Annotated in this window: 23 protein-coding genes and 2 pseudogenes; 7 read left to right on the top strand and 18 right to left on the bottom strand. The window is 69.5% G+C overall.

The genetic code is table 11. The features are described from left to right. Window positions 1-187: 187 nt before the first annotated feature. Both ACIGO6_RS12645 and ACIGO6_RS12640 read right to left on the bottom strand, forming a co-directional pair. Window positions 188-1,468, bottom strand: a complete 1,281-nt coding sequence (locus tag ACIGO6_RS12645) for an IS701 family transposase (protein WP_399874913.1) — start codon at window positions 1,466-1,468, stop codon at window positions 188-190. Window positions 1,469-1,552: 84 nt separating this feature from the next. Continuing rightward, window positions 1,553-2,448, bottom strand: a protein-coding gene (locus ACIGO6_RS12640) for an IS5 family transposase (RefSeq protein WP_399874865.1) whose coding sequence is annotated in 2 segments (ribosomal slippage) — window positions 1,553-2,097 and window positions 2,097-2,448 — 897 coding nt in all. Because the reading frame shifts where the segments join, the coding sequence is not laid out codon by codon here. A gap of 172 nt (window positions 2,449-2,620) precedes the next feature. On the opposite strand from ACIGO6_RS12640, the gene ACIGO6_RS12635 reads away from it, so the two are divergent. The 5 genes and pseudogenes from ACIGO6_RS12635 (at window position 2,621) to ACIGO6_RS12615 (ending at window position 5,784) form a co-directional block, all read left to right on the top strand. Further along, window positions 2,621-4,138: an MFS transporter gene (locus ACIGO6_RS12635; protein WP_399874863.1), complete on the top strand. Its 1,518-nt coding sequence runs from the start codon at window positions 2,621-2,623 to the stop codon at window positions 4,136-4,138. A 15-nt stretch (window positions 4,139-4,153) separates the two neighbouring features. Then, window positions 4,154-4,696 (top strand): TetR/AcrR family transcriptional regulator, encoded by a 543-nt coding sequence (locus ACIGO6_RS12630; RefSeq protein ID WP_399874862.1) that lies wholly within the window; start codon window positions 4,154-4,156, stop codon window positions 4,694-4,696. 67 nt (window positions 4,697-4,763) lie between these two features. Next, a pseudogene (locus tag ACIGO6_RS12625) lies at window positions 4,764-5,030 on the top strand (transcriptional regulator); the annotation flags it as partial. A 125-nt stretch (window positions 5,031-5,155) separates the two neighbouring features. Beyond that, window positions 5,156-5,578 carry an ATP-binding protein gene (locus ACIGO6_RS12620; RefSeq protein WP_399874911.1) on the top strand — a complete coding sequence of 141 codons (423 nt, stop codon included), beginning with the start codon at window positions 5,156-5,158 and terminating at the stop codon, window positions 5,576-5,578. Next, the gene (locus ACIGO6_RS12615) at window positions 5,575-5,784 is read left to right on the top strand and encodes a hypothetical protein (protein WP_399874860.1); all 210 of its coding nucleotides are present in this window, start codon (window positions 5,575-5,577) and stop codon (window positions 5,782-5,784) included. The genes ACIGO6_RS12620 and ACIGO6_RS12615 overlap by 4 nt, the downstream gene beginning before the upstream one ends. 60 nt (window positions 5,785-5,844) lie before the next feature. Here the strand turns inward: ACIGO6_RS12615 and ACIGO6_RS12610 are convergent. The 7 genes and pseudogenes from ACIGO6_RS12610 to ACIGO6_RS12580 form a co-directional block, all read right to left on the bottom strand. Beyond that, window positions 5,845-6,102, bottom strand: a pseudogene (locus ACIGO6_RS12610) (transposase); the annotation flags it as partial. Window positions 6,103-6,131: 29 nt separating this feature from the next. Further along, on the bottom strand, window positions 6,132-7,400 hold the full coding sequence (locus tag ACIGO6_RS12605; protein WP_399874858.1) for an ABC transporter substrate-binding protein: 1,269 nt from the start codon (window positions 7,398-7,400) through the stop codon (window positions 6,132-6,134). Between the two features lie 150 nt (window positions 7,401-7,550). After that, the gene (locus tag ACIGO6_RS12600) at window positions 7,551-10,028 is read right to left on the bottom strand and encodes a beta-glucosidase (RefSeq protein ID WP_399874855.1); all 2,478 of its coding nucleotides are present in this window, start codon (window positions 10,026-10,028) and stop codon (window positions 7,551-7,553) included. 485 nt (window positions 10,029-10,513) lie between these two features. Continuing rightward, window positions 10,514-13,105: a family 78 glycoside hydrolase catalytic domain gene (locus ACIGO6_RS12595; protein WP_399874853.1), complete on the bottom strand. Its 2,592-nt coding sequence runs from the start codon at window positions 13,103-13,105 to the stop codon at window positions 10,514-10,516. Between the two features lie 112 nt (window positions 13,106-13,217). Continuing rightward, window positions 13,218-14,126 (bottom strand): carbohydrate ABC transporter permease, encoded by a 909-nt coding sequence (locus ACIGO6_RS12590; protein ID WP_399874852.1) that lies wholly within the window; start codon window positions 14,124-14,126, stop codon window positions 13,218-13,220. A 5-nt stretch (window positions 14,127-14,131) separates the two neighbouring features. Next, window positions 14,132-15,016, bottom strand: coding sequence for a sugar ABC transporter permease (locus ACIGO6_RS12585; RefSeq protein WP_364911075.1), 885 nt, complete (start codon window positions 15,014-15,016; stop codon window positions 14,132-14,134). 85 nt (window positions 15,017-15,101) lie between these two features. Beyond that, the gene (locus ACIGO6_RS12580) at window positions 15,102-16,421 is read right to left on the bottom strand and encodes an ABC transporter substrate-binding protein (RefSeq protein WP_399874850.1); all 1,320 of its coding nucleotides are present in this window, start codon (window positions 16,419-16,421) and stop codon (window positions 15,102-15,104) included. A gap of 268 nt (window positions 16,422-16,689) precedes the next feature. On the opposite strand from ACIGO6_RS12580, the gene ACIGO6_RS12575 reads away from it, so the two are divergent. Both ACIGO6_RS12575 and ACIGO6_RS12570 read left to right on the top strand, forming a co-directional pair. Beyond that, on the top strand, window positions 16,690-17,739 hold the full coding sequence (locus tag ACIGO6_RS12575; RefSeq protein WP_399874848.1) for a LacI family DNA-binding transcriptional regulator: 1,050 nt from the start codon (window positions 16,690-16,692) through the stop codon (window positions 17,737-17,739). Between the two features lie 69 nt (window positions 17,740-17,808). Beyond that, complete coding sequence (locus tag ACIGO6_RS12570) at window positions 17,809-18,852, top strand: LacI family DNA-binding transcriptional regulator (protein ID WP_399874846.1); 1,044 nt, start codon at window positions 17,809-17,811, stop codon at window positions 18,850-18,852. 223 nt (window positions 18,853-19,075) lie between these two features. On the opposite strand, the gene ACIGO6_RS12565 is transcribed toward ACIGO6_RS12570, so the two are convergent. From ACIGO6_RS12565 to ACIGO6_RS12525, 9 genes are all read right to left on the bottom strand, one after another. Further along, the gene (locus tag ACIGO6_RS12565) at window positions 19,076-19,714 is read right to left on the bottom strand and encodes an MBL fold metallo-hydrolase (protein WP_399874844.1); all 639 of its coding nucleotides are present in this window, start codon (window positions 19,712-19,714) and stop codon (window positions 19,076-19,078) included. Continuing rightward, window positions 19,711-20,796: an S-(hydroxymethyl)mycothiol dehydrogenase gene (locus ACIGO6_RS12560; RefSeq protein WP_399874842.1), complete on the bottom strand. Its 1,086-nt coding sequence runs from the start codon at window positions 20,794-20,796 to the stop codon at window positions 19,711-19,713. Before ACIGO6_RS12560 ends, ACIGO6_RS12565 begins: the two co-directional genes overlap by 4 nt. Before the next feature lie 54 nt (window positions 20,797-20,850). Next, the gene (locus ACIGO6_RS12555; RefSeq protein ID WP_399874840.1) at window positions 20,851-22,068 is read right to left on the bottom strand and encodes a cytochrome P450; all 1,218 of its coding nucleotides are present in this window, start codon (window positions 22,066-22,068) and stop codon (window positions 20,851-20,853) included. 110 nt (window positions 22,069-22,178) lie between these two features. Then, entirely contained in the window at window positions 22,179-23,162 is a 984-nt protein-coding gene (locus ACIGO6_RS12550; protein ID WP_399874838.1) for a PDR/VanB family oxidoreductase, read from the bottom strand. Window positions 23,163-23,273: 111 nt separating this feature from the next. Further along, window positions 23,274-24,044 carry an IclR family transcriptional regulator gene (locus ACIGO6_RS12545; protein WP_399874836.1) on the bottom strand — a complete coding sequence of 257 codons (771 nt, stop codon included), beginning with the start codon at window positions 24,042-24,044 and terminating at the stop codon, window positions 23,274-23,276. A 118-nt stretch (window positions 24,045-24,162) separates the two neighbouring features. Then, entirely contained in the window at window positions 24,163-24,432 is a 270-nt protein-coding gene (locus ACIGO6_RS12540) for a CBS domain-containing protein (RefSeq protein ID WP_399874909.1), read from the bottom strand. A 74-nt stretch (window positions 24,433-24,506) separates the two neighbouring features. Next, the gene (locus tag ACIGO6_RS12535; protein ID WP_399874835.1) at window positions 24,507-24,746 is read right to left on the bottom strand and encodes a CBS domain-containing protein; all 240 of its coding nucleotides are present in this window, start codon (window positions 24,744-24,746) and stop codon (window positions 24,507-24,509) included. A gap of 280 nt (window positions 24,747-25,026) precedes the next feature. Further along, window positions 25,027-25,242, bottom strand: coding sequence for a hypothetical protein (locus tag ACIGO6_RS12530; RefSeq protein WP_399874907.1), 216 nt, complete (start codon window positions 25,240-25,242; stop codon window positions 25,027-25,029). A gap of 106 nt (window positions 25,243-25,348) precedes the next feature. Then, window positions 25,349-26,587: a PucR family transcriptional regulator gene (locus ACIGO6_RS12525; protein WP_399874833.1), complete on the bottom strand. Its 1,239-nt coding sequence runs from the start codon at window positions 26,585-26,587 to the stop codon at window positions 25,349-25,351. Window positions 26,588-26,710: the final 123 nt, after the last annotated feature.

The raw sequence follows: 26,710 nt of genomic DNA, 5'->3' as shown, positions 1-26,710 counted from the left end.
GGCGACGGAGTTCACCAGGCCATGCTCGGCATCGCCCGACTGCACAACCTGGCCCTCACTGGATAACTCACACCCCATACGGGACAACCTCTAGTAGGACTCCGTTAGGTCTGTCTCGATCTTGATGTCGTGTGTGGCCTGCTGGGCAGGGGCTGGTGGCAGGTGGTGCAGATACCGGTCCAGCACCTCAGGATGCCCTGGAGGGCGTCGAGGGTCTGGTAGAGGGTGAGTCCGGTGTGGGTGCTTTTGGGGCCAGCCGCTGTTCAGTGAGGAAGGCGTGGGCAGCGGTCACGAGGGTGACGTGGTGGTGCCAGCCGGGCCAGGACCGGCCCTCGAAGTGGTCCAGGCCCAGGCCGTGCTTGAGTTCGCGGTAGTCGTGCTCGATGCGCCAGCGGACCTTGGCCAGACGGACCAGGTCGGCGATCGGGGTGTCGGCCGGCAGACTGGACAGCCAGTACTCGGTGGGCGTCTCGGCGCCTTCGGGCCACTCGATCAGCAGCCAGCAGTCGGGCAGCACCCCGTCCCACCAGCCCTGTTCGGCCGAGGCGGCGGCCCGGATCGGACGCTCGACGGCCTTGCCGGCGGGGCGGACGCGCACGGCGGCGAAGCGGGACCGTAACGCGCCGCGTAAGCCCTGCCGCCAGGTGAGGGAAGTGAACGCCTCCTGTCCGAGGCCGGCGGCCAGGGCTGCCACCGAGGGTGCGGGCCGGCGGTAGCGGGGCTGAGGCCAGCAGCCGATGGGACCCTTGCGGTCCGGGGCTATCGGCTTCGCGTCGAACGGGTGGGCACTCACGTCGCCGCGGATGGCCAGCACGTAGTCGATTCCCCGCTGGGCCAGGCCGGCCCGCAGGCGGGCGTTGGTGCCGTAGGCGGCGTCGGCCACCACGACCGGTGGCCGCATGCCCCAGTCGGCCAGCTCATCGAGCATGTCGAGGGCCAGCCGCCATTTCTCGCGGTGCCCGACCTCGGGCGGAACGCGGGTGATGGTGCGGCGTTCGGTGTCCGCGGCCCACTCCTTGGGCAGGAACAGGCGCCACTGCAGCGGGCAGGAGGAGGTGTCACTGGCGGCGTGGACGCTGACCGCGACCTGGCAGTTGGCGCGTTTGCCCAGGGCCCCGCAGTACTGCGGGGCCACGGCGACCGACATCCTTCCGTCCTTGGGCACCGACACGTCGTCGATCACCCAGGCCGCCGGATTGATCAGCGGCAGCATGCGCTCCGCGATCCGCCGCTGCACCGGCACCGGGTCCCAGGTGGACTGGTTCACGAACTGCTGCAGGTTCTGTTCGTTGCCGTCCGGCAGCCTTGCGGCCATGGCCTGAATCGACTTGCGGCGGCCGTCCAGCATCAAGCCCCGCAGGTAGCAGTCGCCCTTGCTCCGCTGGTCCTTGCGCGGCAGCGACGCGAAGACGTCCGCCACGTACAGCGCCAACTTCGCCCGGACACGGTTCACTTCATGTGCGTCCATCTCATGTGCGTCCATCCACCCAACATGCCCAGGAACAGGCCGAACTCGAAGACCTAACGGAGTCCTACTGTGTCTGACAAATGATCACGGTTCACGAAGCCAGAGGATGAGGGAGGCGAGCCTGATTCCGGCGAGGTAGCGGACGGCCAGTTTGTCGAAGCGGGTGGCCACAGCTCGGAACTGCTTGAGCCTGCTGAAGCATCGCTCGACCACGTTGCGGGCCTTGTACTGCTCTGGATGGAAAGCTGGCGGCCGCCCGCCGGCCGCTCCTCGGCGGTGCCGGTTGGCGATCTGGTCGGACCGTTCAGGGATGACCGCTCTGATGCCACGTCGCCGTAAGCCCGCCCGTATGGCCCGGGATGAATACGCCTTGTCGGCGATGACCGTCTCGGGCCTGCGACGGGGCCGCCCTGCAGACAGGCGAGGCACTCGCACCGCGTCCAGCACCGTGTCGAACATCGTGGAGTCGTTGACATTGCCTGGGGTAACGACGATGGCTAGAGGCAGGCCGCGGCCGTCGGCCGCGAGGTGGACCTTGGTGGTCAGCCCGCCTCGTGACCTGCCGAGCGCCTGGCCAGACGTCGAATGCGATGCATCTCCAGATTCGTCCGGCGCCTGTGCCCCCTTTTACGGGCTCCAGCGGCGTGCTGGTGGGCGCGGTTGATGGTGGAGTCCACCGACACCGTCCACTCCAGCACTCCGGTCGAGTCGTCGCGCGCCTGGACTGCTTCCAATAGGCGAGCCCATGTGCCGTCCGCCTCCCAACGCGCGAACCGCTCGTACGCAGTCTGCCAAGGTCCGTAGCGTTCCGGCAGGTCGCGCCACGGAGCCCTCGTCCGTAACCGCCACAGCACTCCATTGATCACCTGCCTGTGATCACGCCACGGTCGCCCCCGCCCGTCGGCCTTCGGCAGCAGACACTCCAGTCGTTTCCAGGCCGCGTCTGGCAGCTCCCCGCGGCCCACCGCTTGATCTCTCATTACCCGGCCCCCCGGTATCGGGCCGCCGTCCGACTCCGCCCGGCACGCCGCACAGCCTCGCCGAGAAAGTGCCAGGTCAACTGCCTGTTACAAAGAACACTGACTCCATAACTATACCTTCCGTAAGGTATAGTTATGGAATCGCGATGGTCTGCTGGAGAGGCGTGCGGAGATGGCCTTGGGTACGAAGCGGCGCTGGTTGCTGCTCACGGTGGTGAGTGCAGGGCTGCTGTTGATCACGCTGGACAATTCCATCCTCTACGCGGCGTTGCCGACGTTGGTGGAGGACCTCGGTGCGAGCAGTTCGGAGAGCCTGTGGATCATCAACGCCTATCCGGTGGTGATGGCCGGGCTACTGCTGGGCAGCGGGACGCTGGGGGACCGGGTGGGGCACCGGCGGATGTTCTTGATCGGTCTGGTGGCCTTCGGGACCGCCTCGCTGGCCGCCGCGTTCTCGTCGAGCCCGGAGGCACTGATCGCGGCGCGAGCGTTCCTGGCGGTGGGGGCGGCGACGATGATGCCCGCGACGCTGGCCCTGATCCGGGTCACGTTCGAGGACGAGCGTGAGCGCAACGTCGCCATCGCCGTCTGGGGAAGTCTGGCGATCGTGGGCAGCGGGCTCGGCCCGATCGTGAGTGGCGTCCTGCTCAACCACTTCTGGTGGGGGTCGGTCTTCCTCATCAACGTTCCCGTCGTCATCGCGGCGGTCATCGCCACGCTGGTCCTCGCGCCCCCCAATGACGCCGATCCCTCCAAGCGCTGGGATCTGATCTCCTCGCTGCTCGCGCTCGTCACCCTGGTCGGCCTGGTGATCGCAATCAAGGAGACCGCGAAGACCAGCCCCGCCCCCCTCGTCATCACCACCGCAGTCCTCGCGGCCGCTGTGGGTGGGTGGGCGTTCGCCAGGCGGCAGCGCCGCCTGCCCTACCCGCTGCTGGACTTCACGATCTTCCGCAACCCAGCGTTCCTCGCCGGCGTTCTGGCCGCCGGGCTGTCCATGTTCGCCATCGCCGGCATCCAGCTGGTCACCACCCAGCGCTTCCAGCTCGTGGAAGGCTTCACCCCCCTGCGCGCAGGGCTGCTGGTCGCCGCCGTCGCCCTGGGAGCGCTGCCGACGGCCATGGTCGGCGGTGCCATCCTGCACAAGGTCGGTCTGCTGCCCATCGTCGCGGGCGGCCTCGCTCTTGCCGCAGCCGGCGCCGCGGTGATTCTGGCCAGCTTCGACACGAGCATGGGCCTGCTGGTGGCTGGACTCCTGCTCACCGGGGCCGGGCTCGGGGCGGCGATGTCCGTCGCCTCCAGCGCGATCATGGGCAACGTCCCGGCCCGCCGGGCTGGCATGGCGTCCTCCGTCGAGGAGGTCTCCTACGAGTTCGGCAGCCTCATCGCAGTCGCCCTCCTCGGCAGCCTCCTGACGGCCGTCTACAGCGCGACCATCAACCTGCCCGCCGGGGTGCCAAACCGGGCCCGCGACAGCCTCGACGCCGCGCTCGCCCTGGGCAAGGACAACCCCTCGCTGATCACCGCCGCCTCCAACGCGTTCGACAACGCGTACTTCGTCGTGACCGTCGTGGTCACCGCCGTGATGGCCGTCGGCGCTTTCGCCACGGGACTACTCCTGCGCCGTCACGGCCCTGGATCAGTCCCGACCACCGCCGCGAAGGCCGCCGACGCCCCAGCGCACCACTGACCGACCGGAGCACCCATGCGAACCAGCAAACGAACCCAGATCCTTGAAGCGGCAGCCCGCGTCGTGGAGCGCGAGGGCGTCAAGAGTGTCACCTTCGACTCTGTCGCCGCCGAGGCCGGCCTGACCAAGGGCGGCCTGCTCTACCACTTCGCCTCCCGCGAGGACCTCGTGCTGGCCATCCACCAGCACCTCGCCGATCGGTGGGAAGCAGGCATGGCCGCAGCAGCGGGAAAGCCCGCGGCAGACGCCACAACCACCGAACGGCTCACCGCCTACACCCGCGTCGCCACCCAGAGCGCCACCCGGGCCGAGCTGCTGTTCATGCTGGAAGGCGCGACGACCGACGAACACGCCGCTCCCTGGAACGCGGTGATCGAACGCTGGGCACCGCCCCCCGCCTCAGCCACCGACGACCCCGCCACGCTCGACCGGTTCATCGCCCGCCTGGCCGCCGACGGACTGTGGCTGTACGAATCCCTCACGGCCGAACGCCTCGACCCCGACCTCCGGCAAACCATCGCCGAACGCCTTGCCGCCACCCTCCACGACGGCGACTGACCGCTCCCCGTACGGCCCAGCCCGTGTCTCGCTCCCGCGAAGCCCTGCCGGGATCTTTGTCAGACACGGCCTAGCTCTGGCGAAGGGCATGCGGCTCAGCAAGGACACGCCTCCGTCGTGGCGCACGTGGCTGCTGCTGGACGTGGCCCGCGCCCACACGGACACCGGGGATGCGGCCGGAGCGGTGAAGACCCTGGAATCCCTGCGCCGTGTGGCGCCGACATGGATGCAGCACCACACCTTGGCCGTGGCCATCGTGCGCGACCTGTGGGCGCTCCCCAATCACCCTCCGGGTTTGCGGCCGTTGGCGGAGTTCCTGGGGGTCTGTGAATAGCGTGGTGAAAGTGGGACGTTGCGCCCCTGTCAGCGTTCCAGGCATGTCGCTTACAGGAGCGGACAGCGCCCCGGCGGCCGTGCGACCGGCCCCGGGGCTTGGCCGATCTGAGAGAGCAGACCGACATGCCGCAACCTACAACGCGGGCTCGCAGGACCGGGCACCCCGGGTACAGCGAGACCCTGCCCCGTCAGCCCGAGAGCGCCGCGCCCGCCCGGCGCCTGGTTCGTGCAGCGTGCGCCGCGTGGCGCCTGGAGGACTTGGCCGAGGACGGCGCCACGATCGTGTCCGAACTGGTGGCCAACGCCGTGCAGCACGCAAGGCGTGACTCGATCCGGGTGGTTGTCGAGAGGCCCGAGACAGCGCGGGTGCTTATTGGCGTCGTGGACTTCTCGATGGCGCCACCGGTGCGCAAGGCGTCCGGCCCCGAGGACGAAGGCGGGCGTGGCCTCACGCTCGTGGAAGAACTGGCGGAGCGATGGGGCACCGAGCCGCTGCCGTGGGGGAAACAGGTGTGGGCGGAGCTACACGGGAAGGGACACGGATGACCGGCGAGCAGACGCGACGCGCGTGGGTGGGCGACCTGATCCACGACGAGGACGCCGACCGTCGCGGCATCGTGGCGGACGTGCGCGGCGGCACCACGTGGGTGCTGCGGCCGGAGGCCGGTCCGGACCGGTGGACCTCGCAGCAGCCGGACCGGCTGCGGGTGATCAAGACCCGTGAGGAGAGACTGCGGGACCGCGACACCTGACGACAGAAGCCCCGCCCGGTGGTGTCACCCGGGCGGGGCTGCGTCGTGTCACAGACGCCCCTATAACGCGGGGGTGCGGGAGACCGGTCTGACCATGTTGAAGACCTCGCGGGCGGCATAACGCTTGAGGCATCGGATGATCTCACGCCGGGTCTTGCCCTCCTGGGTGCGGCGTTCGAAGTACGCCTGGGTGCGCGGGTCATGGCGCAGCCGGGTGAAGACGATGCGGTGCAGGGCGGCGTTGGCCTGGCGGTCGCCGCCGTGGTTGAGCCGGCGCGTGCTCTGCCGGCCGGAGGAGTACTCGATGGGGCTGACTCCGCCTCAAGGACGCACTTCTCATGCCTGGATCAAGTTCGCTTTTGATAAGCCTTGTCGAGCGCAGCCAAGGCCGCTTCGATGTCCGTGGTCCCGGAGAATAGAGCTTCGACCTGGGCAAAGTGTGTCTGCTGGACGGCGGAGTTCGGCCAGCGCTGATCCATGAAGGGAACGGTGGTTCCAGCCTTCTGCCGCTCCGCGACCTCCCTGATCGCGGGGTCGACAGTGAAGGAGGCGTTCGGGATGGCGGGCAGGGTGGCACCGGAGCGGTTGTACAGGTTCTGTCCGCGAGCGGATCCCAGGAAGTCGATGAAAGCGAGGGCCTCCTTGCGATGTGGAGTGTCGGGGTTGAGGCCATAGGCGGCCGATACGGCACCCGGCATCCGTGTGTCGTCGGGGTCATCTGTGGCGGGCAGTGCGGTCATGCGCAGGGTCAGGCCGGGGGCGGCGGCACGTAGCTCGGACAGTACGCTCGCGACCTGGACGACTCCCACGGCCCGGCCCGTGGCTACCTGGTCGAGCGTTTCCTCGTACGTGGTGTCCAGTGGGTCGGCGTTGAAGCAGCCGCGCCCGTCCATCTCCATGTATTTGCGCAGGGCGGTGCGCCAGCCGGAGTTGGCGAAGGTTTCCTTGCCGAGTTCCATGTCGGTGTCGAAGTCCGGTTCGTCGGCGTAGACGGTTGTCGCGACCAGGGCGTAGGTGATGAGTTGGGTGACCCAGGGGGTGGCGTTGCCCAGGGCGAGGAGGACCTTGCCGTGGTCGCGGGCCTTGTCACAGAGGGTCAGGAGTTCTGTCCAGGTCCGGGGTGGTGCTCCTCCGATGGCGTCCAGTCCTTCCGTGGAGAAGACCGTTCCGATGCCGCTGAAGGTCACAGGTACCGCGAACGTGCTGCCGTTGACGTCGGTGACCGGTTTGACGCCTATGGGCATCGTGAGGTTGAAGCGGCGAAGGCTCAGGTTCTCCAGCAGGTCGTCGTGCTCCAGCGCGGTGACGGAGGCGGGATTGCCGTTGCCGGGCCAGACGGTGAACACGTCGGGGCCGTCACCCGCGCGGAGCGCGCCCGGGAGTTCCTGCTGGAGGTCGCCGGTGTCGGAGTAGTCGACCGTGACGTGTGTGTCGGGGTTGAGGCGGTGGAACTCGGCGACAACGGCGTCCATCGCAGACCTGTCGGTGGCGCTTGCCCTGACTGACAACTCGACCGGCCCGTCCTGTTCAGCCCCGAACGGGCCGCATCCGGTCGTCGTGGTGGCTGCGAGCGCCAGGCTGATGGCGAGGCCGAGCAGGTGTGAGGTGCGTGTCACGGACGGACTCCGGGCGGGAAGGAGGAGTGAGGTTGGCTGGAGCGAGGCGTGGGGTGTCAGGGCTGGGCCGGCCGGCGGCGGCTCGTGTGACGTTCACTAGACTGCGCAGCGGTCACACGAGCCGCCCGCGACCCAGGGGGCCGACGGTGGTCAGCCGAGCGTGAGGGCACGCTGTGCGGTGACGACGCGGGAGGAACGCGCCGTCGCGAAGGTGTAGACGCCCGGGGTGAGCGTCAGTGCTTCCGACGACCAGACACTGAGGTCCTGGCCCGGGATCGTCAGGCTCAGTCGCTTGGAGCCGGCCGCGGGGAGGGTGACCTTCTGGAACGCGACCAGGCGGCGAGGCTCCGCCGCCGCCGAGGCGGGAAGGGTGGCGTACACCTGGAGGACCTCTGTGCCCTCGCGCCGTCCGGTGTTGGTCACGGTGACCTCGACGACGACCTGTTGGGCGGCCTTGTCGTAGGTGGCTTCCAGGGAGCCGTGGGCGAAGGTGGTGTAGGACAGACCGTGGCCGAAGGGGAAGCGGGGGTCCTGCTTCCTGGCGTCGTGGAACCGGTAGCCGACGGCGGTGCCCTCGTCGTAGGCGACGGTGCCGTTCGTGCCCGGGTAGGTGGTGGGGGTGGTGCCGGGGCCCTGGGTGGCGTCGGTGGGGAAGGTCACCGGGAGGCGGCCGGCCGGGTCGCTGTCGCCGAAGAGGACGGCGGCGATGGCGGTGCCCGCACCGCGGCCCGCGTACCACGCCTGCACGACGGCCTCCACGTCGTTCAGCCAGGGGGTGGCGACGGGACCGTCGGTGTTGAGGACGACGATCGTGCGGGGGTTGGCGGCGGCGACGGCGGTGATGAGCTGATCCTGGTCTCCGGGCAGCGCGTATCCGTCGTGGTCCATGCCCTCGCCGGCGACCCGGTTGACGAAGACGACGGCGGCGTCGGCCGCGCGGGCCGCCGTCACGGCGGCGGGGATGAGGGACTCGGGTTGCCAGCCGAAGGCCAGGCCGCACGTTCCGGGCTCAGCGGTGGCGTTGTTGTAGGTGATCTCCACGGTGACGGCGCGTCCGGCGGTCAGTTCGGCGGTTCCCTGGAGCGGGTAGTCGTAGGGGCCGAGGAAGAAGCGGGCCATCTGGCGGGTGCCGGAGACGACCGTCCTGCCGTCGATCCTCAGCGTGGTTGTCCCGGACGGCAGCAGGGAGAAGCGGTGCAGGCCGGTGGTGGTCGGGGTCAGCGTGCCGGTCCACTTGGCCGACCACACCTGCGGCAGGCCCTCGACGGGGGCGGCGGTGAAGTCGACGGTGGTGTCGGTGCGGGTCGTGACCGGTGTGCCGGTGCCGTCGGCACTGGTGTAGTAGCTCGCCCTCAGGCCGGCCGCCCCGGTGGGGGTGCGCAGGACGGTGGAGGGGACCGTGGTGAGGGGGAGGTCACCCTTGGTTCCCTGGGCGTGGGTGACCTTGACGGAGCTTCCGGCGCGGGCCCGGATCGCGTCGAGTGGAGTGGTCCAGGCCCCGGGGTCGACGTATGTGGAGCCGGACACGCCGGTGAAGGTGTCGGACCCGGCCGGGCCGATGACGGCGAGCGACTTCACCGCGCTGGTGAGCGGCAGGGCCGCGGAGCGGTTGGCGAGGAGCACCGTGGAGGCGACGGCCGCCTCGTGCGCGAGGTCCTTGTGCGCCTGGGTGCTGACGTTGCCCGCCGGGACGGGGACGGGGTGGTCGAAGAGGCCGTTCGCGAACATGGTGACGAGGATGCGCCGGGCCGCGTCGTCGAGCCGGGCGGCCGGTATCGCACCGCCGGTGAGGGAACCCGCCGGGATCTGGACACCGCCGGGGCCGAGCCCGGCGAGGTCCATGCCGGCCCGGGCGGCGGCCACCTGGTCGTCCCCGGCCCAGAAGTCGGGCACGGTGTGGCCCTGGAGGCCCATGCCCTTCTTCAGGTCGTCGAACAGGCCGGTGTGCCGTGTCGCGAACGTGCCGTTGATCTTCGGGTACGCCATCATCACCGAGGTGGCGGGTGCGGCGGCGATCACGCGGCGGAAGGGCGCCTGGTAGTACTCGTGGAGCGCTCGGTCGGACACCTTGGTGTCGATGAAGAAGCGGTTGACTTCCTGTGTGTAGGCGGCGAAGTGCTTGAGGGTGGCCGCCATGTGCTGGGACTGGATGGCCACGGTGAGGGCGGTGCCCAGGCGTCCGGCGAGTACCGGGTCCTCGCCCATGGCCTCGGCCTGTCGGCCGAAGTGCCAGGTACGGGTCAGGTCGATGGTGGGGCCGAGGGCGTTGTTGTAGCCCTTGGCCCGGCCCTCGGTGCCGATGGCCTTGCCGATCCGGCCGGCGAGCGCCTCGTCGAAGGTGGCCGCCTGGGCGACGGGGACGGGGAAGGCGGTGACGCCTGTCTCGCCGCGCAGCCCTGCGGAGGCGTCGACCATGGTGAGGGCAGGGATGCCGAGGTGGGCCACGGCATCGAAGTCGCAGCGTACGAGGGCCTCTTTCTCGGCGGCCGTCATGCGGGCGAGCAGTTCGGCGGCCCGGTCCTGCGCCACGGACCGCGGCGCGGCGACCGCTCGGTCGGTGGCCGCGGGGGCCATGCTCGCGGCCAGGGCCGTGAAGGCTGCGGCGGATAGGAACGTTCGTCGGTTCACAGCGGCTCTCCGGACTGAGATGGCGGCAGTACGACGCGCCGCCGCGGGTTGGGGGAGGTGAGGCCGGCCGAGGGGTCAGGTCACGGCCGGCCCCGGCTCGATGAGGCTCTGGGAGCAGCCGCGTGGTCGCGGAGCTCCGAGGGATCGCATTCCCTTTTTCACTTCTCGGCGGCAGAGTGCTCGCCGCATCCCACGGTGAGCTCTCGGCGCCACGGCCGTATTCAGCCACGAAGTTCTTCCCAGCAGGCTGGAAACTATGACCTCCTTCGATGCAAGGTCAACCCTCCGGAACCTCCTATTTAAAATAGCCCCTCACCAGCAGGTTTTCTTCCTTGAGATTTTAATGGAGCCCTGAAATTTCAATTGAACGGGCCGATGGAATTCTCTACCATCGACGCCCTGGATGATATGAATTCACAAGACAAATAGCAGCCCGACGCATCGCCTGATGCGTCGGGCTGTCCCTCTTCGCGTACGGGAGACGGTCAGGCCGCCGCTCCGAGTTCTGCGGTGTGCAGGACATGGTCGCCCGGCCCGAGGGCGAGGGGTGCGCATCCGGGGAGCTCCACTGTGGCCGTACAGCCTTCCGGCACCGTGATGTCGGCCGTCATGCCGGTGGGGGTGAGCTCCCAGGACAGTGCGGCCGTCCCGTAGGGCGTGTCGTGGCGGACACGGGCCCAGCTGATACCGCCGCCCGGGCGGGGGCGGAAGGAAAGCCGGCGGTAGCCTGGGGCGGTGGCGCTGATACCGCCGACCACCCGGTGCAGCCAGTCGGCAACGGCGCCGAGCGCGTAGTGGTTGAAGCTGGTCATGCCGCCCGGGTTGAGGGTGCCGTCGGGCCGCAGGCTGTCCCAGCGCTCCCAGATCGTGGTCGCGCCCATGGCCACGGTGTAGAGCCAGGAGGGGCACTCGGTCTGCAGCAACAGCCGGTAGGCGACGTCGAGGTGACCGTTGTCGGTGAGGGCGTCGCAGATGAGCGGGGTGCCGACGAAGCCGGTGGAGATGCGCGCGCCGTCGGCGAGCACGATCTCGGCGAGGCGGTCGGCAGCCGGTCCGCGCTGTTCCGGCGTGAGCAGGTCGAAGGCGAGGGCGATCGCGTACGCGGTGGCGCTGTCGCCGGTGAGGCGGGCCGAAGGCAGGACGTACCGGCGTCGGAAGGCGTCGGCTGCCTCGGCGGCGAGTGCTGCGTACCGTTCGGCGTCCGCGTCGTACCCCAACTCGTCTGCGGCCAGGGCGAGATGGCGTGCGGAGTGGGCGAAGTAGGCGGTGGCGACGAGGTAGCGGTCGGTGCGGCCCGCGGCCGGGTCGTCGGGTGGGGCGGCCGGGTCGAGCCAGTCCCCCAACTGGACGCCGGTGTCCCACAGGCGGGTAGGACCGGCGAGGCGTTCGACGAGCTCGACCCACGCTTTGGCCATGGGGTAGTGGCGGCGCAGGAGTTCCAGGTCGCCGTAGCGCTGGAAGAGCGCCCAGGGAGTGAGGGTGGCGACGTCGCCCCATGCGGCGCCGGGGTGGATCGGTGTCCACATCGGCTCGCCCGGGATGACGGGGACGTACCACGGGATCGTGCCGTCCGGGAGCTGTTCGATGCCGACGTCGGTGAGCCAGGAGTCGAGCAGGCCGGCGCAGTCGTAGAGGAAACTCGCCGTGGGGGCGAAGACCTGGATGTCGCCGGTCCAGCCGAGGCGTTCGTCGCGCTGGGGGCAGTCGGTGGGCAGGTCGACGAAGTTGCCGCGCATGCTCCACACGACGTTCTCGTGCAAGCGGTTGACGAGCGGGTCGCTGCACTCGAACCATCCGGTGCGGCGCATGTCCGTGTGGTACACGCGGGCGGTCACCTGACCGGCCGTCATGTCGTCCGGCCAGCCGCTGATCTCGGCGTAGCGGAATCCGTGCAGGGTGAAACGGGGCTCCCAGGTCAGCGGTCCCGCGCCGGAGAGGATCAGGGTGTCGACGGACGTCGCCTCACGCAGGGGGCGAGTGGCCAGCTCGCCGTCCTGGAGGACTTCGGCGTGCCGCAGGGTGAGGGTGGTACCGGCCGGTCCGTCGACGGTGACCCTGAGACGGCCGACCAGGTTCTGCCCGAAGTCGAGCAGGTGACGCCCGTCGCCGGTACGGGTGACGGTGACCGGGGTGACCTCCTCGGTGCAGCGCACGGGCGGCCCGAGAGGAGCGACGAGGGTGCCAGCATCTCGTGCGCCCGTGCGGACCGGCGTCCAGTCCCCCGCTCCAGCCGCGGACGGTGTGGCCCAGGCGGGATCGTGCAGGCGGGCGTCGAAGGTCTCCCCTTCGTAGAGGCCGCTGGTGAGGATCGGGCCGGACGCCGCTTTCCAGGTTCGGTCGGTGGCGACGACATGCGTGGTGCCGTCGTCGTACTCCACTTCCAGCTGGGCGATGAGGGACTGGTCGGTGCCGTAGATGTTGCGGGTGCCGCCGTCGAAGCCGTACCTGCCGCGGTACCAGCCGTCGCCGAGCCAGGCGCCGATGGTGTTTGCGCCCTCGGTGAGGTGGGCGGTGACGTCATGGGTGCGGTACCGCAGCCGGTGGGGGTAGACGGTCCAGCCCGGTGCGAGCGCGTCGTCGCCGACGCGGTGTCCGTTGATCTCGACCTCGTAGAGGCCGTGGGCGGTGACGTAGAGGCGTGCGCGGGCGACGGGCCGGTCGAGGTGGAAGTCCTTGCGCACGCGGGCGGGGCGGCGCTCGCCCTCGGGGTCTTCGTCCCAGTCGGCGCCCACGGGTACGGCCTGCCAGGCGGCGGCGTCGAGGAGCCCCGCCTCGACGTCTCTCGGTGTGCTCCACTCCGAGGGGCCTGCGGTGTCGGGGGTCCAGACGCGGACGCGGACGGTGGCGCGTTCCCGGGATGTCAGGGGGTCGCCGGGCCACGGCACGAGGACCTGCTCGGCGCTGTCGACGCGCCCGGTGCGGCGGATACCGCCACGGCGTTCGAGTTCCAGTTCGTACGACACCTGGCGGCCGGTGCCCGGGGGCAAGGTCCAGGTCAGCCGGGGGGAGGCGACTCCGATGCCGAGTCCGTCCGGCAGGTGTTCGAAGCGGACCGGGGAGGGCTGAGGGGGGAGCAAGGAGCGACCCTTCTTTCACGTGTGGTCACATGCGGGAGCGTGACGGGTGGGCGCGGCGAGCTCCTCGGAGCCGGGAGATCCGGGGAGACGGCAGGCCGGGGCGAGGACTGGGTCAGCCCTTCAACGCTCCCGAGGTGAGGCCCTTCATGACCTTCTGGTTGAGGAAGAGGTAGATCAGGAGGGTGCCGAAGACGTTGATGCAGATGGCCGCGAAGAGGGGGCCGTACTGGGTGGCGCCGAAGTCGCCGGTGAAGTTGAGCAGGCCGACCTGGATGGTGCGCAGATCCTGGTTGTTGGTGAAGGTCAGCGCGATGAGCAGGTCGTTCCAGATGAAGAAGAACTGCACCAGGCCGACGGTGAGCAGGGCGTTGCGCACCAGGGGGAGGCTGATGGTCCAGAAGGCGCGCAGGATGCCGGCGCCGTCGATGGTGGCGGCCTCGAACAGCTCGCGGGGGACACCCCGGTAGTAGGTGGCCATCATGAAGACGGTCAGGGGCAGGCCCGTGCCGGTGTAGGTGAGGATCAGCGGCCACAGCGTGCCGGACAGGCCGGTCTGGAAGTACACCGTGAACAGGGGCAGCAGGATCATCTGCGGCGGGACCATCATGCCCGCGAGGAAGACCAGCAGGGTGAGGCTGCGGCCCTTCCACACCATGACCTGCAGGGCGAAGCCGGCAGCGGTGCCCAGCAGCAGCATCAGCGCGAGCGCGGGGACGACGGCGAGCAGGCTGTTCTGGACGTAGAGGCCGATGTGGCCGGTCGTCCACGCCTCGGTGTAGTTGCTCCACTCCCAGGTGGTGGGCAGGCTCCAGGTGGAGTTGTTCAGGTAGTCGTCGTTGGACTTCAGGGAGGTGAGGAACATCCAGATCATCGGGTAGACCTCGACGACCAGCAGGAGAGCGACGACGACCTTGACCCACAGGCGGCTTCCCGGACGGCCGCGCCGGATCCGCGGGGCACGCACGGGCGCGTGCCCGGAGCCGCCTACGGAGGTCTTCACGGGTGTGTCGATGGTGGCCATGCCTCTCAGCCCTCCGTGAGGTCGCGCCGCGAGACGCGGTAGACGACCAGGCTCACCAGCAGGCACACGACGGTCAGCAGCAGAGCGATGGTGCTGCCGTAGCCGTAGTCGCTGTAGGTGAACGACGTCTGGAACATGTACAGGGTCAGCGGGGTGGTGCCCGTGCCGGGGCCGCCGTTGGTCAAAGCGACGATCGAGTCGAAGACCTTCAGCGTGCCGTTGATGCTGAAGATCAGTGAGGACATCAGGACGGGCAAGGAGAGCGGGAGCACGATGTGGCGGACCAGCCTCAACCCCGTGGCTCCGTCGAGGCGGGCCGATTCCAGGACCTCGTCGGGGATGTCGACCAGGCCGGCGAAGAGGAGTACCGCGTAGAAGCCCATGGAGCGCCAGATGTCCATGGCGATCAGGACCCAGAAGGCGCTGCCGGCGCTGCCGAAGAAGTCGATCGAGTCGATGCCGACGGCGTTGAGGAGGGAGTTGACCGGGCCGGTCTGCGGGGCGACCTGGAAGAACTTCTGGAAGAGCAGGCCGACGGCGACGGTGGGCAGCACGACCGGGAAGAACACCAGGGTGCGGACGAGCGCCGAGGCGCGCTTGAGGAAGAAGACGTAGAGCAGCGCCAGGAGATACCCGGCGACCACCTGCCCGGCGGTGACGACGACGGCGTACTTCAGGGTGAACCAGAGCGCGTCGTGGACGGCCGGGTCGTCGAGGAGGCGGGTGAAGTTGGCGACACCGTTTCCGGTGAAGCCGTTGATCGTGTTGCCCTTGGTGAAGGAGTACCCGAGCGACCACACCATGGGGACCAGCATGATCAGGGAGTAGACGAGGAGGGCGGGACCGAGCAGGATCGCGATGGCCCTGCGGTCACCGAGTACGCGGTGCATGGGTGGGTGTCCACTTTCGTCGGAGGGACGGGGGCGGCCCGCGCGCGGCGGGGCGGGTAGGAGCGTGCGGGCCGCCCCCGACCGGTCACTGGGCGGCCAGTGCGTCCTGAACGGTCTTCATGAACTGCTCGGGGCTCGTGCTGCCGCTGACCAGACCCGCCGCGTTCTGCTGGCTGATGGTGGTGGCCTTGGTGCTGAACAGGGCCTCGAACCACAGCACGTTCTGCTTCGAGGAGCTGATGGTGTCCCGCACCTGGGTGGTGACCTCGTTGGCGTCCTTGACCTCGGTGTTCACCTTGAAGCCGGAGATGGAGCCGTGGTCCTTCAGCGCGGTGGAGCCGTAGTTCTTCGCGATGCAGGACACCCAGTCCCCGGTCTTCTTGTCGAAGGACTTCGAGGCGAAGGTGATGCCCAGGCCGACGTTGGACGGGTACTGGTCGACCGAACCCTTGCCCCCGGTCACGGCCGGGAAGGGCATGAAGCCGGTGTTCTCCGCGCCGATCTTGTTCTGCTCGTCGTCGGAGATGTTCGCCAGAGCCCAGCTGCCCATGTAGAACATGGCGGCCTTGCCCGTGAGGAACTGGTTCATCGCCGTGTCGTAGTCGATGGAGCCGACGCCCTTGCCGAAGTAGCCCTTCTCGCCGAGGGCGGCGACCTCCTCGGCGGCCTTCACGTACTCCGGGTCGGTCAGCTTCGCCTTGCCGTCGGCCACCTTCTGCAGGGCGTCCGGGCCGAGGCTGCGGTAGAGGTAGCCGCTGATCAGACGGGTGAGCGGCCAGCCCTGCTGACCGGAGGCGGAGAACGGCTGGACGCCCTTCGCCTCCAGCTTCGCCGCGGCCGACACCAGTTCCTCCCAGGTGCCGGGCACCTTCAGGCCGTTGTCCGCGAAGAGCTGCTTGTTGTAGAAGATGCCCTCGATGTTGTACTCGTACGGCAGGACCTGAAGTTCCCCGCCGTACAGGGCCTTGATGGTGGAGACGGCGGCCGGCTCCAGCTGGTCGAGAACGCCCAGCTCCTTGAGCTTCGCCTCCAGGTCGGCGACCTTGCCGGACTTGGCCAACTCCTGGGTGAGGGCGGGGGCATTGCCTGCGGCGAACTGCACTGGCAGCGCGTCCTGGCCGGCCAGCAGCTGGAGCTTCTGGTCCAGGCTCGCCTGCGGGACCGTCTCCACCTCCAGCGGCAGAGCGTCGTTCGCCGCCTTGCAGGGGCCCTTGGACATGGTGGTCAGCGCCGTCTTCACGGTGGTGTTCTCGGTGACGCTCAGGTAGTCGAAGTTCTCGGGGGCGGAGGAGGAGCCGCCGCCCCCACTGCCGCCGCATGCGGTGGCGAGGAGCACGAGCGAGGCGGTGCCGGCGGTGAGCAGGCTCAGTCGCGCACGACGGGCGCGGGAGGTACGAAGGGGCACGGGAGACTCCCAAGGATCACGACGAGAGAAGGAGGTGCGGAGAGGAGCGCCATGGGCGAAGAGCGGGCCCGGCAGCACGGGCGGGGCAATGACGCGGAGATGTTTGTAAAACGTTCTCCGTGTCGAGTGGGCAAAACCTTGCACTGCTCTTCCAGCATCGTCAAGACACAAGCAGGTAACGCGGTGCGAGACGCAGAGGACTTGACGGCTTCCGGGTAGTACGGTGTAGACCGTTATACCGAGACTTACAAGATCCGGGATGTGGACCATGGACGGGGCTTCTGCGGGCAAGCCGAGCAAACGCGTGACCATCACCGATGTCGCCCGCCACGCCGGCGTCTCCACGGCCGCGGTCTCCAAGGTGATGCGCAACGCCTACGGCGTGAGCGAGGCCATGCGGGAGAAGGTCCAGGCTGCCATCGCGGACCTGGGGTATCGGCCGCACGCCGCGGCACGAGGGATGCGCGGCCGGACGTACACCATCGGCGTACTGCTGGACAACGTCCGCAACGCCTTCTTCGCCGACATCCTCGACGGCATCCGGGACGAGCTCCGCCACACCGACTACACGGTGCTGATCGGCGCGGCCGGCTTCGACCCGGATGAACAGGCCAGGACCATCCGTTCCCTGGTCGACCGGCAGATGGACGGACTGATCCTCATCGCTCCGGGGACGCCACGCCCGGAGGTGCTGGCCACGGCCGCATCGACGCCGACCGTGGTCATCGGGCACCACGACGCCTCGGACGCCTACGACTCGGTGGTGGACGCCGACGATCTCGGCGCCGGCCTGGTGGTGGATCACCTGGTCTCGCTCGGCCACCGTGACATCGCCCTGGTCTCGGCTCCGGGCACCCGGGCCAACAAGTGGAAGCGCACGCCGGAGGCCGTGCTGAGCGAGGGCTATCTGCGCGCGATGGAACGGCACGGACTCGACCGGTTCACGCGGGTCCACCACACCGCATACTCCGACGACGGCGGATTCAGGGCGGGTATGACCCTGCTGACAGCCGACCGCCCGCCGACCGCCGTGATGACGGGTGCGGACGTCGCCGCACTGGGCATCTACCGCGCCGCGCACGAACTCGACCTGCGCATCCCACAGGACCTGTCGCTCGTCGGCTACAACAACACCGCACTCGCCGCATTGGCCCCCGTGCAGCTGACCAGCGTGGACCAGGCGGGACACACCATGGGGTCCGCCGCCGCCCGGATGCTCATCGAGCGCGTCGAAGGCCGGAGGGACAGACCCATGCAGACCACGATGACCCCCCGTCTGGTGGTGCGCTCCACCACCCGCGCGCCGCAAGGACGCTAGGCCGTGGACCGGCGGCAGGCTGCCGCACCCACCGCGGACCACGAACGCGGTTCCGGCGGAGGAACGGCCGTGGCCGGACCTGTCGGCCGCACACGTTCCCGGGTGGGGATCAAGGACGTGGCGCGGGAGGCGGGCGTCTCGCTCGGTACCGTCTCCAACGTCCTCAACCGGCCCGAGATCGTGTCCGAAGGGACGCGCTCGCGCGTCCTGGAAGTCATCGACTCCCTCGGCTACGTCCGGGCGGAGGGCGCCCGGCAGCTGCGTGGGTGGGCCTCCCGGGTGATCGCCGTCATGGTGCTCGACATGGCCAACCCGTTCTTCACCGCGCTCGCCTCCGGTGTGGAACAGGCCGCCCGTGAAGCAGACCTCGGCGTCATGGTCTGCACGGGGGCACACGACCCGGCGGAGGCTGCACGCCACCTGTCTCTGATCACTTCCCATCAGGTCCGTGGGGCCGTGCTGGCCTCCGGTGAAGGAGTCGGGCGCACGGTCGCGGCCTTCCGCCGCAACGCGGTTCCGTTCGTCGTGGCCGACCAGTACGCGCCCCAGCCCGCAGCCTGTTCCGTCGGTATCGACGACGTGGCGGGCGGCCGGGCCGCGGTGCGGCACCTGGTCGAGCGGGGCCACCGCGCCCTCGTCTACGTCAGCGGCCCCGACCGCCTCCAGCAGGTACGGGACCGGCGCCGGGGCGCGCTGACCGCGATCAGCGAGTCCGGCCTGCCCTCCACCGCGCTCAGGGAACTGTCCTGCGATGCCCTCACCGTGGCGGCCGGCAAGGACGCCGGACATCGCATCCTTGGCCTGCACGAGCGGCCCACCGCCGTCTTCTGCGCCAACGACCTGCTCGCCCTCGGTGTCCTGCAGGCCCTGTACGAGGCCGGCCTCAGAGTGCCGGACGACCTCGCGGTGGTCGGGTACGACGACATCGAGTTCGCCGCGTCGGCCGTAGTGCCGCTCACTTCGGTGCGACGACCGGCATCCGCCATGGGACAGCAGGCCGGCCGCCTGCTCATCGAGGACACGGCCCACGGCATCGGGCATGCGCACAGTCACGTCGTGCTCCAGCCCGAACTGGTCGTACGCCGATCCACGATGGCGGCTCCCGCGCGCTGATCGGCGCCACTCAGAGCCGTGCGGGACGCATGTGGGACCGATGAAATCCCCTGGGCTCGTCGGCCGTCCACCTGCGGGCCCGTGCAGCGCTCTCACGCGCACGTCGTTCTCCGCCCGGAGCTGGTCGTGGGCCGGTCCGCTGTGGAAGCCCCGGCGTGTCGCACCTGAGGTCCCTGCCGGCGGGACGGACGCCGACAAAAGTACGGGCCGGCCGCTGTCGGCGTCAGTGGCCTCGTGCGGTCCATGTCGCGAGGTGCGGCGCCTCGTCGCCGATGGTGGTGTTCGCGCCATGACCAGTGCGGACCATGGTGGTGGGCGGCAGGACCAGCAGGCGGTCGCGGATCGACCGGACGATGGTGGGGAAGTGCGAGTACGAGCGTCCGGTGGCTCCCGGTCCGCCCGCGAACAGGGTGTCGCCGGTGAAGACGGTGCCGAGCTCCGGAAGGTGGAGGCAGACGGCTCCCCGTGTGTGCCCGGGCGTGTGCAGTACCTGCAGCTGTGTTTCGCCGACCTCGATGCGCTGGTTGTCGGACAGGTAGCCGTCCGGGTCGCGGTCGGGGTGGGTGTGCTTCCACAACAGCCGGTCGTCCAGGTGCAGCAGGATGGGAGCGCCAGTGGTCGCGGCGAGCGCCGGTGCGGCGTTCACGTGGTCGTTGTGGGCGTGGGTGCAGATAATGGCGGTCAGTCTCCGGTCGCCGACCGCCTCGGCGATGGCGTCGGCGTCGTGGGCGGCATCGATGACGACGACCTCATGGTCGTCCCCGACGATCCAGACGTTGTTGTCGACGTCCCAGGTGCCGCCGTCCAGCGTGAAGACGCCCGAGGTGACCACGCGTTCGATGCGCGCGCCGGCGGCCGTCACAGGATCACCACCGAGCGCAGGACGTCGCCCTTGTGCATGCGGGCGAAAGCGTCTTCCACCTCGTGCAGGGCGATGGTCTCGCTGACGAAGGCGTCGAGGTCGAGGCGGCCTTGGAGGTAGAGGTCGACGAGCATCGGGAAGTCGCGGGAGGGCAGGCAGTCGCCGTACCAGGAGGACTTCAGCGCCCCGCCCCGTCCGAAGACGTCCAGCAGCGGCAGCTCCAGCTTCATCTCGGGTGTGGGCACGCCGACCAGGACGACGGTGCCGGCCAGGTCGCGGGCGTAGAACGCCTGCCGGTAGGTCTCCGGACGGCCGACGGCCTCGATCACCACGTCGGCGCCGAAGCCGCCGGTCAGCTCGCGGATCGCGTCCACAGGGTCCTGCGTGCGCGAGTTGACCGTGTGCGTGGCGCCCAGGGACGTGGCGGTGGCCAGCTTGCGGTCGTCCACGTCGACGGCGACGATCTTCGCCGCACCTGCCAGCCGTGCGCCGACGACGGCTGCGTCGCCGACGCCGCCGCATCCGATGACTGCCACGGCGTCGCCTCGGCCGACGCCCCCGGTGTTGATCGCCGCACCGATGCCGGCCATCACCCCGCAGCCGAGCAGTCCCGCAGCGGCCGGGGACGCGGCCGGGTCGACCTTGGTGCACTGTCCGGCGGCGACGAGGGTCTTCTCGGCGAAGGCGCCGATGCCGAGAGCCGGTGACAGCTCGGTGCCGTCAGTCAGCGTCATCTTCTGCCGCGCGTTGTGGGTGTCGAAGCAGTACTGGGGGCGCCCACGCCGACAGGCTCGACAACGGCCGCACACCGCACGCCAGTTCAGGATGACGAAGTCACCCGGCCTCACGTCGGTCACACCTGGTCCGACCTGCTCGACGACGCCGGCCGCCTCGTGGCCGAGGAGGAAGGGGAAGTCGTCGTTGATGCCGCCCTCGCGGTAGTGCAGGTCGGTGTGGCAGACGCCGCACGCCTGCACCTTCACGATCGCTTCACCGGGCCCGGGGTCGGGGATGATGATCGTTTCGACGCGCACGGGTTCGCCCTGGGCGCGGGCGACGACACCGCGTACGTGCTGGGGCATGGGGACAGGTCCTTTCGATGGGGTGATACGGGGGCAGGTATCCGGTGCCCGTGGTCAGCTCGCCGGACGGATGCGCACGGGCAGCGAAGCCCAGGAGCGCAGGGTGTTGTTGAGGTGCCGCCGCGGCTCGCCGGCAAGTTCCAGGTGTGCGACGCGGCGGGCGAGTGCGGTCAGCAGGGCCTCGGCCTCCAGACGGGCGACGTGCTGGCCGACGCACTGGTGGATGCCCATGCCGAAGCCGACGTGACCGGAAGGGTCCCGGGTGAGGTCGAAGCGGTCGGGGTCCTCCCAGCGGTCCGGGTCGCGGTTGGCGGCGCCCAGGAACATGAGGATCTTGCCGCCCTCGGGGATGCGGGTACCGGCGATGTCGACGTCGGTCGTGGCCGTGCGGAAGAACGTCTGCACCGGGGACTGCCAGCGCACCGCCTCGTCGAACGCCACCCGCGCCAGCTCGGGACGCGCGCGCAGCCGCTCCCACTCCTGCGGGTGTGTGGCGAAGGCGTACAGGGCGGCGGCGAGCCCGTGCACGGTGGTGTCGACCCCGGCGGTGAGCAGCGACCGCACCACCAAGGGCGCCTGAGCATGGGTGAGGTCCCCGCGGTCGGCGGCGGCCCAGATCCGGGCACCGAAGCCGTCCTCACTCAGCGCCTCGCGGGCGCACTGGGCGTTCACCCACGCCGACAGCTCCCCCGCCCGCTCTGCGTCGGCCCGGACGAGGGCGTTGCGGGGTCCGAAGGCGTTGAAGGCCATGTTGCCGTAGGGCAGCAGGTTCTCCCGACCGCGCGGGCCGAGACCGACCGCGTCGGGGAAGACACGCAGGGGGTACGCCTTCGCCAAGGCGTCGAAGGCGTCGAACTCCCGGCCCTGCTCGGCCAGTACGGTCTCGACGAGCTCTTCGGCGACCGCCTGCCACGTCTCACGCAGCCGGCGCAGGGCGAGCGGCGCGAGGATCTCGCGCAACACCCGGCGCGGCGCGTCGTGGTGCGGCGGGTCGGCCTCCAGCAGCAGGCTCGGCGGGCGCCACGGCTCCTCATGGCGGAAGTTGGCCAGCCCCACACCGGCGCCGGACTGGAAGGTCTGCCAGTCGACGAGGGTGGCATGCACCTCCTGGTAGCGGGCCAGGGCGTGTACGCCATAACGGGACAGGCGGACGACGGGGCCGGCTGCGCGCAGCTGCCGGTGCAGGTGCTCGGGGTGTTCCAGGTGTTCGGCGGCGAACGGGTCGGCGTCACTGGTCGGCGGTGACGTGGGGACGGCTGTTGTCTTGGTCATGGCGGCTCCATGCATCGGGACACTGGGTGCTGGGCGGCGGTGCCGGAAAGCTGGGCAGCGTGCGGCTCGGATCAGCTGTGAGGGTCGGAGCGCCCAGAGGTCCAGGACGCTCAGAGGTCCAGGACCAGGCGGTCGGAGTGCGAGCGGGACACGCAGGGCAGCATGCAGTCGCCCGCCGCGCGTTCGTGGCCGGCCAGGACCGCGTCGCGGTGGTCGGGCGTTCCCTCCAGTACCGGGACGAGGCAGGTGCCGCAGGTTCCCTGTTCGCAAGAAGACAGCACCTCCGCACCGGCCCGGCGCACGGCGTGCAGCACGGAGACCTCGGAGGTGACGGTCACCGTACGGCCGGTGCGCCGAAGTTCCACCTTGAAGGGTGTCCGGCGCACGGGCTCGGATCGGTCCGCGGCGGTGAAGGGTTCGGTACGCAGGCTGTGCTCGGGCCAGTGGGCGCATGCTTCCTCGACGGCGGCCAGGAGAGGGGCCGGTCCGCAGCAATACACCTTGGTTCCGGGCAGCGGCTCGCACAGCCACGCGGCGAGGTCCAGCAGGCCGCACTCGTCCTGCGGGCCGAGGTGCACGCGGTCGTCGTGGGCTTGAGCCAGTTCCTCGCGGAAGGCCATGGATTCACGAGTGCGCCCTCCATAGAGCAAGTGCCACTCGATTCCCATGAGTTCGGCCTGGTGGATCATCGGCAGCAACGGAGTGATGCCGATGCCACCCGCAATGAAGAGGTATCGGTCGGCCGGCACGAGGGGGAAGTGGTTGTGCGGGCCGCCGACGCCGACCGGATCGCCGGGCTTCAGCCGGTCGTGCACGTACGCCGATCCTCCCCGCCCGGCACGCTCGCGCAGCACGGCGATGCGGTAGCTGTACGGATCCCACCGGTCGCCGCACAAGGAGTACTGCCGTGTCGTCCCGTTCGGCAGCACGAGATCGATGTGGGCGCCCGGCGTCCAGTCCGGCAGCCGCGCGCCGTCGGGGTGGTCGAGGACGAGGGACACGACCCCGTCCGCGACGACGTCCTTGGCGCGGACCCGCAAGGAAAGCGTGGAAGTGGGCCGGGAAAGAGCAGGCAGCAGGTTGTGTACGACCACGATGTCGCCTCCTGTCTGTGGAATGCAGGAAGGATGCGCGTGGCCGCCGTCGCAGCGCGACGGCATTCTCACTCAGTGAGAGACGAAATTCGCGCCGATGTCACACCGCCGTCACACACCAGTCCGCTCCCGCCCCGTGGGCGCCCCGAGAGCACGGGACACACCACGGGCGGCCGTGCGCACGACCGGAACGACCGCCTGGGCGCCCGCGTCGTTCGGGACGATGACCGACAGCGCCGCGACCACCTGGCCGTCCGCTCCGCGCACCGGGGCAGCCACGCCGAGAGCTTCCTCATGGACGTAGCCGGGGCAGTAGGCATACCCCTGCTGACGGACTTCGGCCAAGGTCGCGCGCAGCCGGGCGGGCGTGGCCGGGGTCGCTCGGGTATAGGCAGCGAGCGGGCCGGCCAGCAGCCGTTCCTTGAGGTCTGCCGAACCGTGGGCCAGGAGCACCAGCCCGCTGGACGAGGCGTACAGGGACAGGCGTCCGGCGATCCGGGTGTAGTTGATCACTGCGTTCGGTGCCGAAAGGCGTTCGAGGAACAGCACCTCGTCACCGTCGAGGACCCCCAGTTGCACGTGATGGCCGACGACGTCGTGCACGCCCTCCATGAACGGCATGGCGGCGTCCCGCAGGGACAGCGCGGGCGAGGCCCGCACCGCGAGTTCCCAGAGCCGGACACCCACCCGTACGCGGCGATCGTCGTCCCGGCTCAGGAATCCGTGGGCGACAAGTTCCCCCACGATCCGGGACGCCGTGGCCACGTGCAGCCCGGTGCGTCGGGCGATCTCGGAGACACTCAACCTCGGTTCGTCCTGACTGAACGCCTCCAGGACGCGCGCGGCACGGGAGAGAACCGACTCGGGGTGGGGTGTCTTCATCGGGTGCCGTTCCGGTGATCAAGCGGGTGGACGCCAGTGCTCCAGGATGTCACCGTTTCGGCCCATGGACAGCCCTGATGAACGGCGCTTCTCGTTCGGCACGAGTGAAGGAGACTTTTCAGGCGGGTTCCGTGACGAGAGCCGCTTCGTGTCGGAAGAGTGTTGTTGTCCGTGTGGGGTTGCAGCGCCTGGTCAGGAGGGTGGGTGGGGAAGCCGGTTGCCATGTGTGATCGCAGGCGCGGTCATGTCGAGCAGGAGCAGGGCGTCGTGGCCGGGGGGTCGAATCGGGTCGGAGGAAGACCCTGAGCAGATCGCCACGGCTCACGATCCCCTGCAGCACGCCCTTGGCGTCGACGACCGGCAGGCGTTTGATCCCACGCCGCGCCATGACACGGGCAGCCCCGGCCAGAGTCTCGCGGCGGTCCACCGTGACGGCGGGGGACGTCATCGGGCCCGTCGCCGTCATCCCTCGTGCCTTGTCGTGGGCCGGGACGGGCCCGGTCCTCGGGTGCAGTCCTGGTCGCTGTCCTGGAACTCCTCCTTGCGCAGCAGGTCAGCCTCGGAGACGACTCCGACCACGCGATTCCCCTCGTCGACGACCGGGAGGGCACTGATCCGCTGTGTTCGCATGGTCCGCACGATGTCCTTGGACCCTGCCCCGGCGGCCAGCGCCACGACGGAGCGGGTCATGACGTCACTCACGGTGTAAGCGGAGCCGTACATCGTTTCCTCCCGCACATATGGGCGGCGTTCTTACATGTCCAGGATCGGCCCTGCTGCCTGGGCCGGCTTGGGCCGAACGGTCCGTTCCGCAGGGCCGTCCTTCCCCCCCGCCGAGGGCGGCACGACCGATCGTCCAGCAGGCGGGGGGCGATCTTGACGCGCAGTCCGTCGGCCTTGTGTGCCTTACGGGGAACGGTCGCCTCACGAGCGACGTTCACCTGGACCAATCCCCGTGTCACTGCCCGGTCAAGCGCCTCCTTCAGCCGGGCCAGCGACATCTCGACCGAGGTCGCCCCCAGGCCGGTCCCGGCTTCCCTCCCCGCCCACGCCCTTCCTGGAGCGCCCCTCGCATCCATGCCTCGACGTGGTCCTCGGTGAGGTCCTGGAGCCTGATGTGCCCGAGCCTTCCGCGGACGCGGGCCAAGGTCATGGTGTAGCTGTAGGCAGTGCTCGCTTCCAGATCCTCCGCCTTCATGGACAGCCACTGATCGAGCCACTCGTCCACCGTGACCCGACTGAGCGGTGCACGCGCTGCCTCGCAGCGACGCTGAATCAGGAAGCTCGAGCGCCGCGCCCGGAGCTCAGCTCGGATTGGTCGCCACGATGTCAGGCACGATGTCCAACACCAGGAGCGCCGCCGCCACATGGGTCGGGTTGTCCTCCACCTTGACGGCCGAGAGTTCGTTGGCGCGCGAGACGCGCCGCTCGACGGTGTTTCGGTGGGCGTAGAGGTGGGCGGCCGCCCGGGTGGCGTTGAATCCGCACTGCACGTAGGTGAGGAGCGCCTCCCGCAGTGCCGTGTCAGCCTCGGCCAACGACCCCAACGTGTTGATGACGAACCGACGTGCGCCGGCACGGTCCTTCGTGAGCGCGTCGATCAGCTCGACGTCGGCGTAAGCCGTGAATCGCCGGTCGGACCCGAGCCGGATGACCAGCGCCTGTGCCGCGAGGGCGTCCTGGTGGCTGGCCCTGAACCCTTGGAGCCCATGCCCCGGCCTTCCCACCGCCACGCGGACCCCATCAGCCGTCGCCATGACCTGCTCCACGTGGTGAAGGTCCGGGACGGCACCCGCCCCCGAGAGCCAGATCCACCGCGACGTGGCACTGGCGCGTGCCACCAGAGCGGTTCGACCCGTGGCTGCGGAGCGCACGGCCAGGGTCGCCTCGTCCAGAGCATCGACTTGCTGAGGATCGTCGATCCACAACACGAGACCCGTGTGCCACCGTGCCATCCGGTAACGCAGGCGTCCCTCGGCAAGATCCTCCGCCATCGGCGCCCCGCTGGCGATCAGCTGAATCAGTGCGATCCCCTCGGCATCCGCGTTGCCCGCCGCAGCGGTCAGGCCGACTTGGCGCAGGGCTGCGACCGAGTCGAGGGCGTACTGCACCATCGACTGGGCCGTGACGTCCAGGACCCCCACGAGAAGGTCGGGGTCGGCGCAGCGCGCCACGCATTCCTCCAGCCATCGCCGCCAGCCGATCCCCAGCGCCACACGCCACGCACCGGCGAAGTCCGGCGCGATGCCCCGGGAGACGAGATCGTTGATGTACGCCATGGCTCTCGGGCCGACGTAGGGCTCCACTCGCCGCCCCGGTTGCTGGACGTTCGCGGTCAGCCATTGGACGAGATCGGAGCGGTTGAGTTCCCAATCCTCTTCGACCAGCGAGGCATCGGCGAGGAGGGCAGGATCGTTCTGGGCCACGAGAGAGGGCCTTGCGAAGGTGTCAACCAGGGCGTCCGTTTCCGTCAGCAGGCGCTGGCACAGTGACCTGATCGCGTCAGCGACCTCGCGGGAGGGCGGGGGCCACAGCTCGTCCATGTCTCAGTGTCCCCCTGAATTCGAGGTGCCAACGCCCCCGACATGCCGTGTCACCGGTAGAGGCGTGGTCGGCCGCCGGCATCGGGTCGCCCCCGACGTGCGGCAACGGCTGCCCGAAAGACT

The organism is Streptomyces sp. NPDC053750, from assembly GCF_044544295.1.
In the GTDB taxonomy this organism is placed as follows: Bacteria; Actinomycetota; Actinomycetes; order Streptomycetales; family Streptomycetaceae; genus Streptomyces.
Note: the sequence above shows the minus strand (reverse complement) of the source record. Positions and strands in the feature narration are given on the sequence as shown.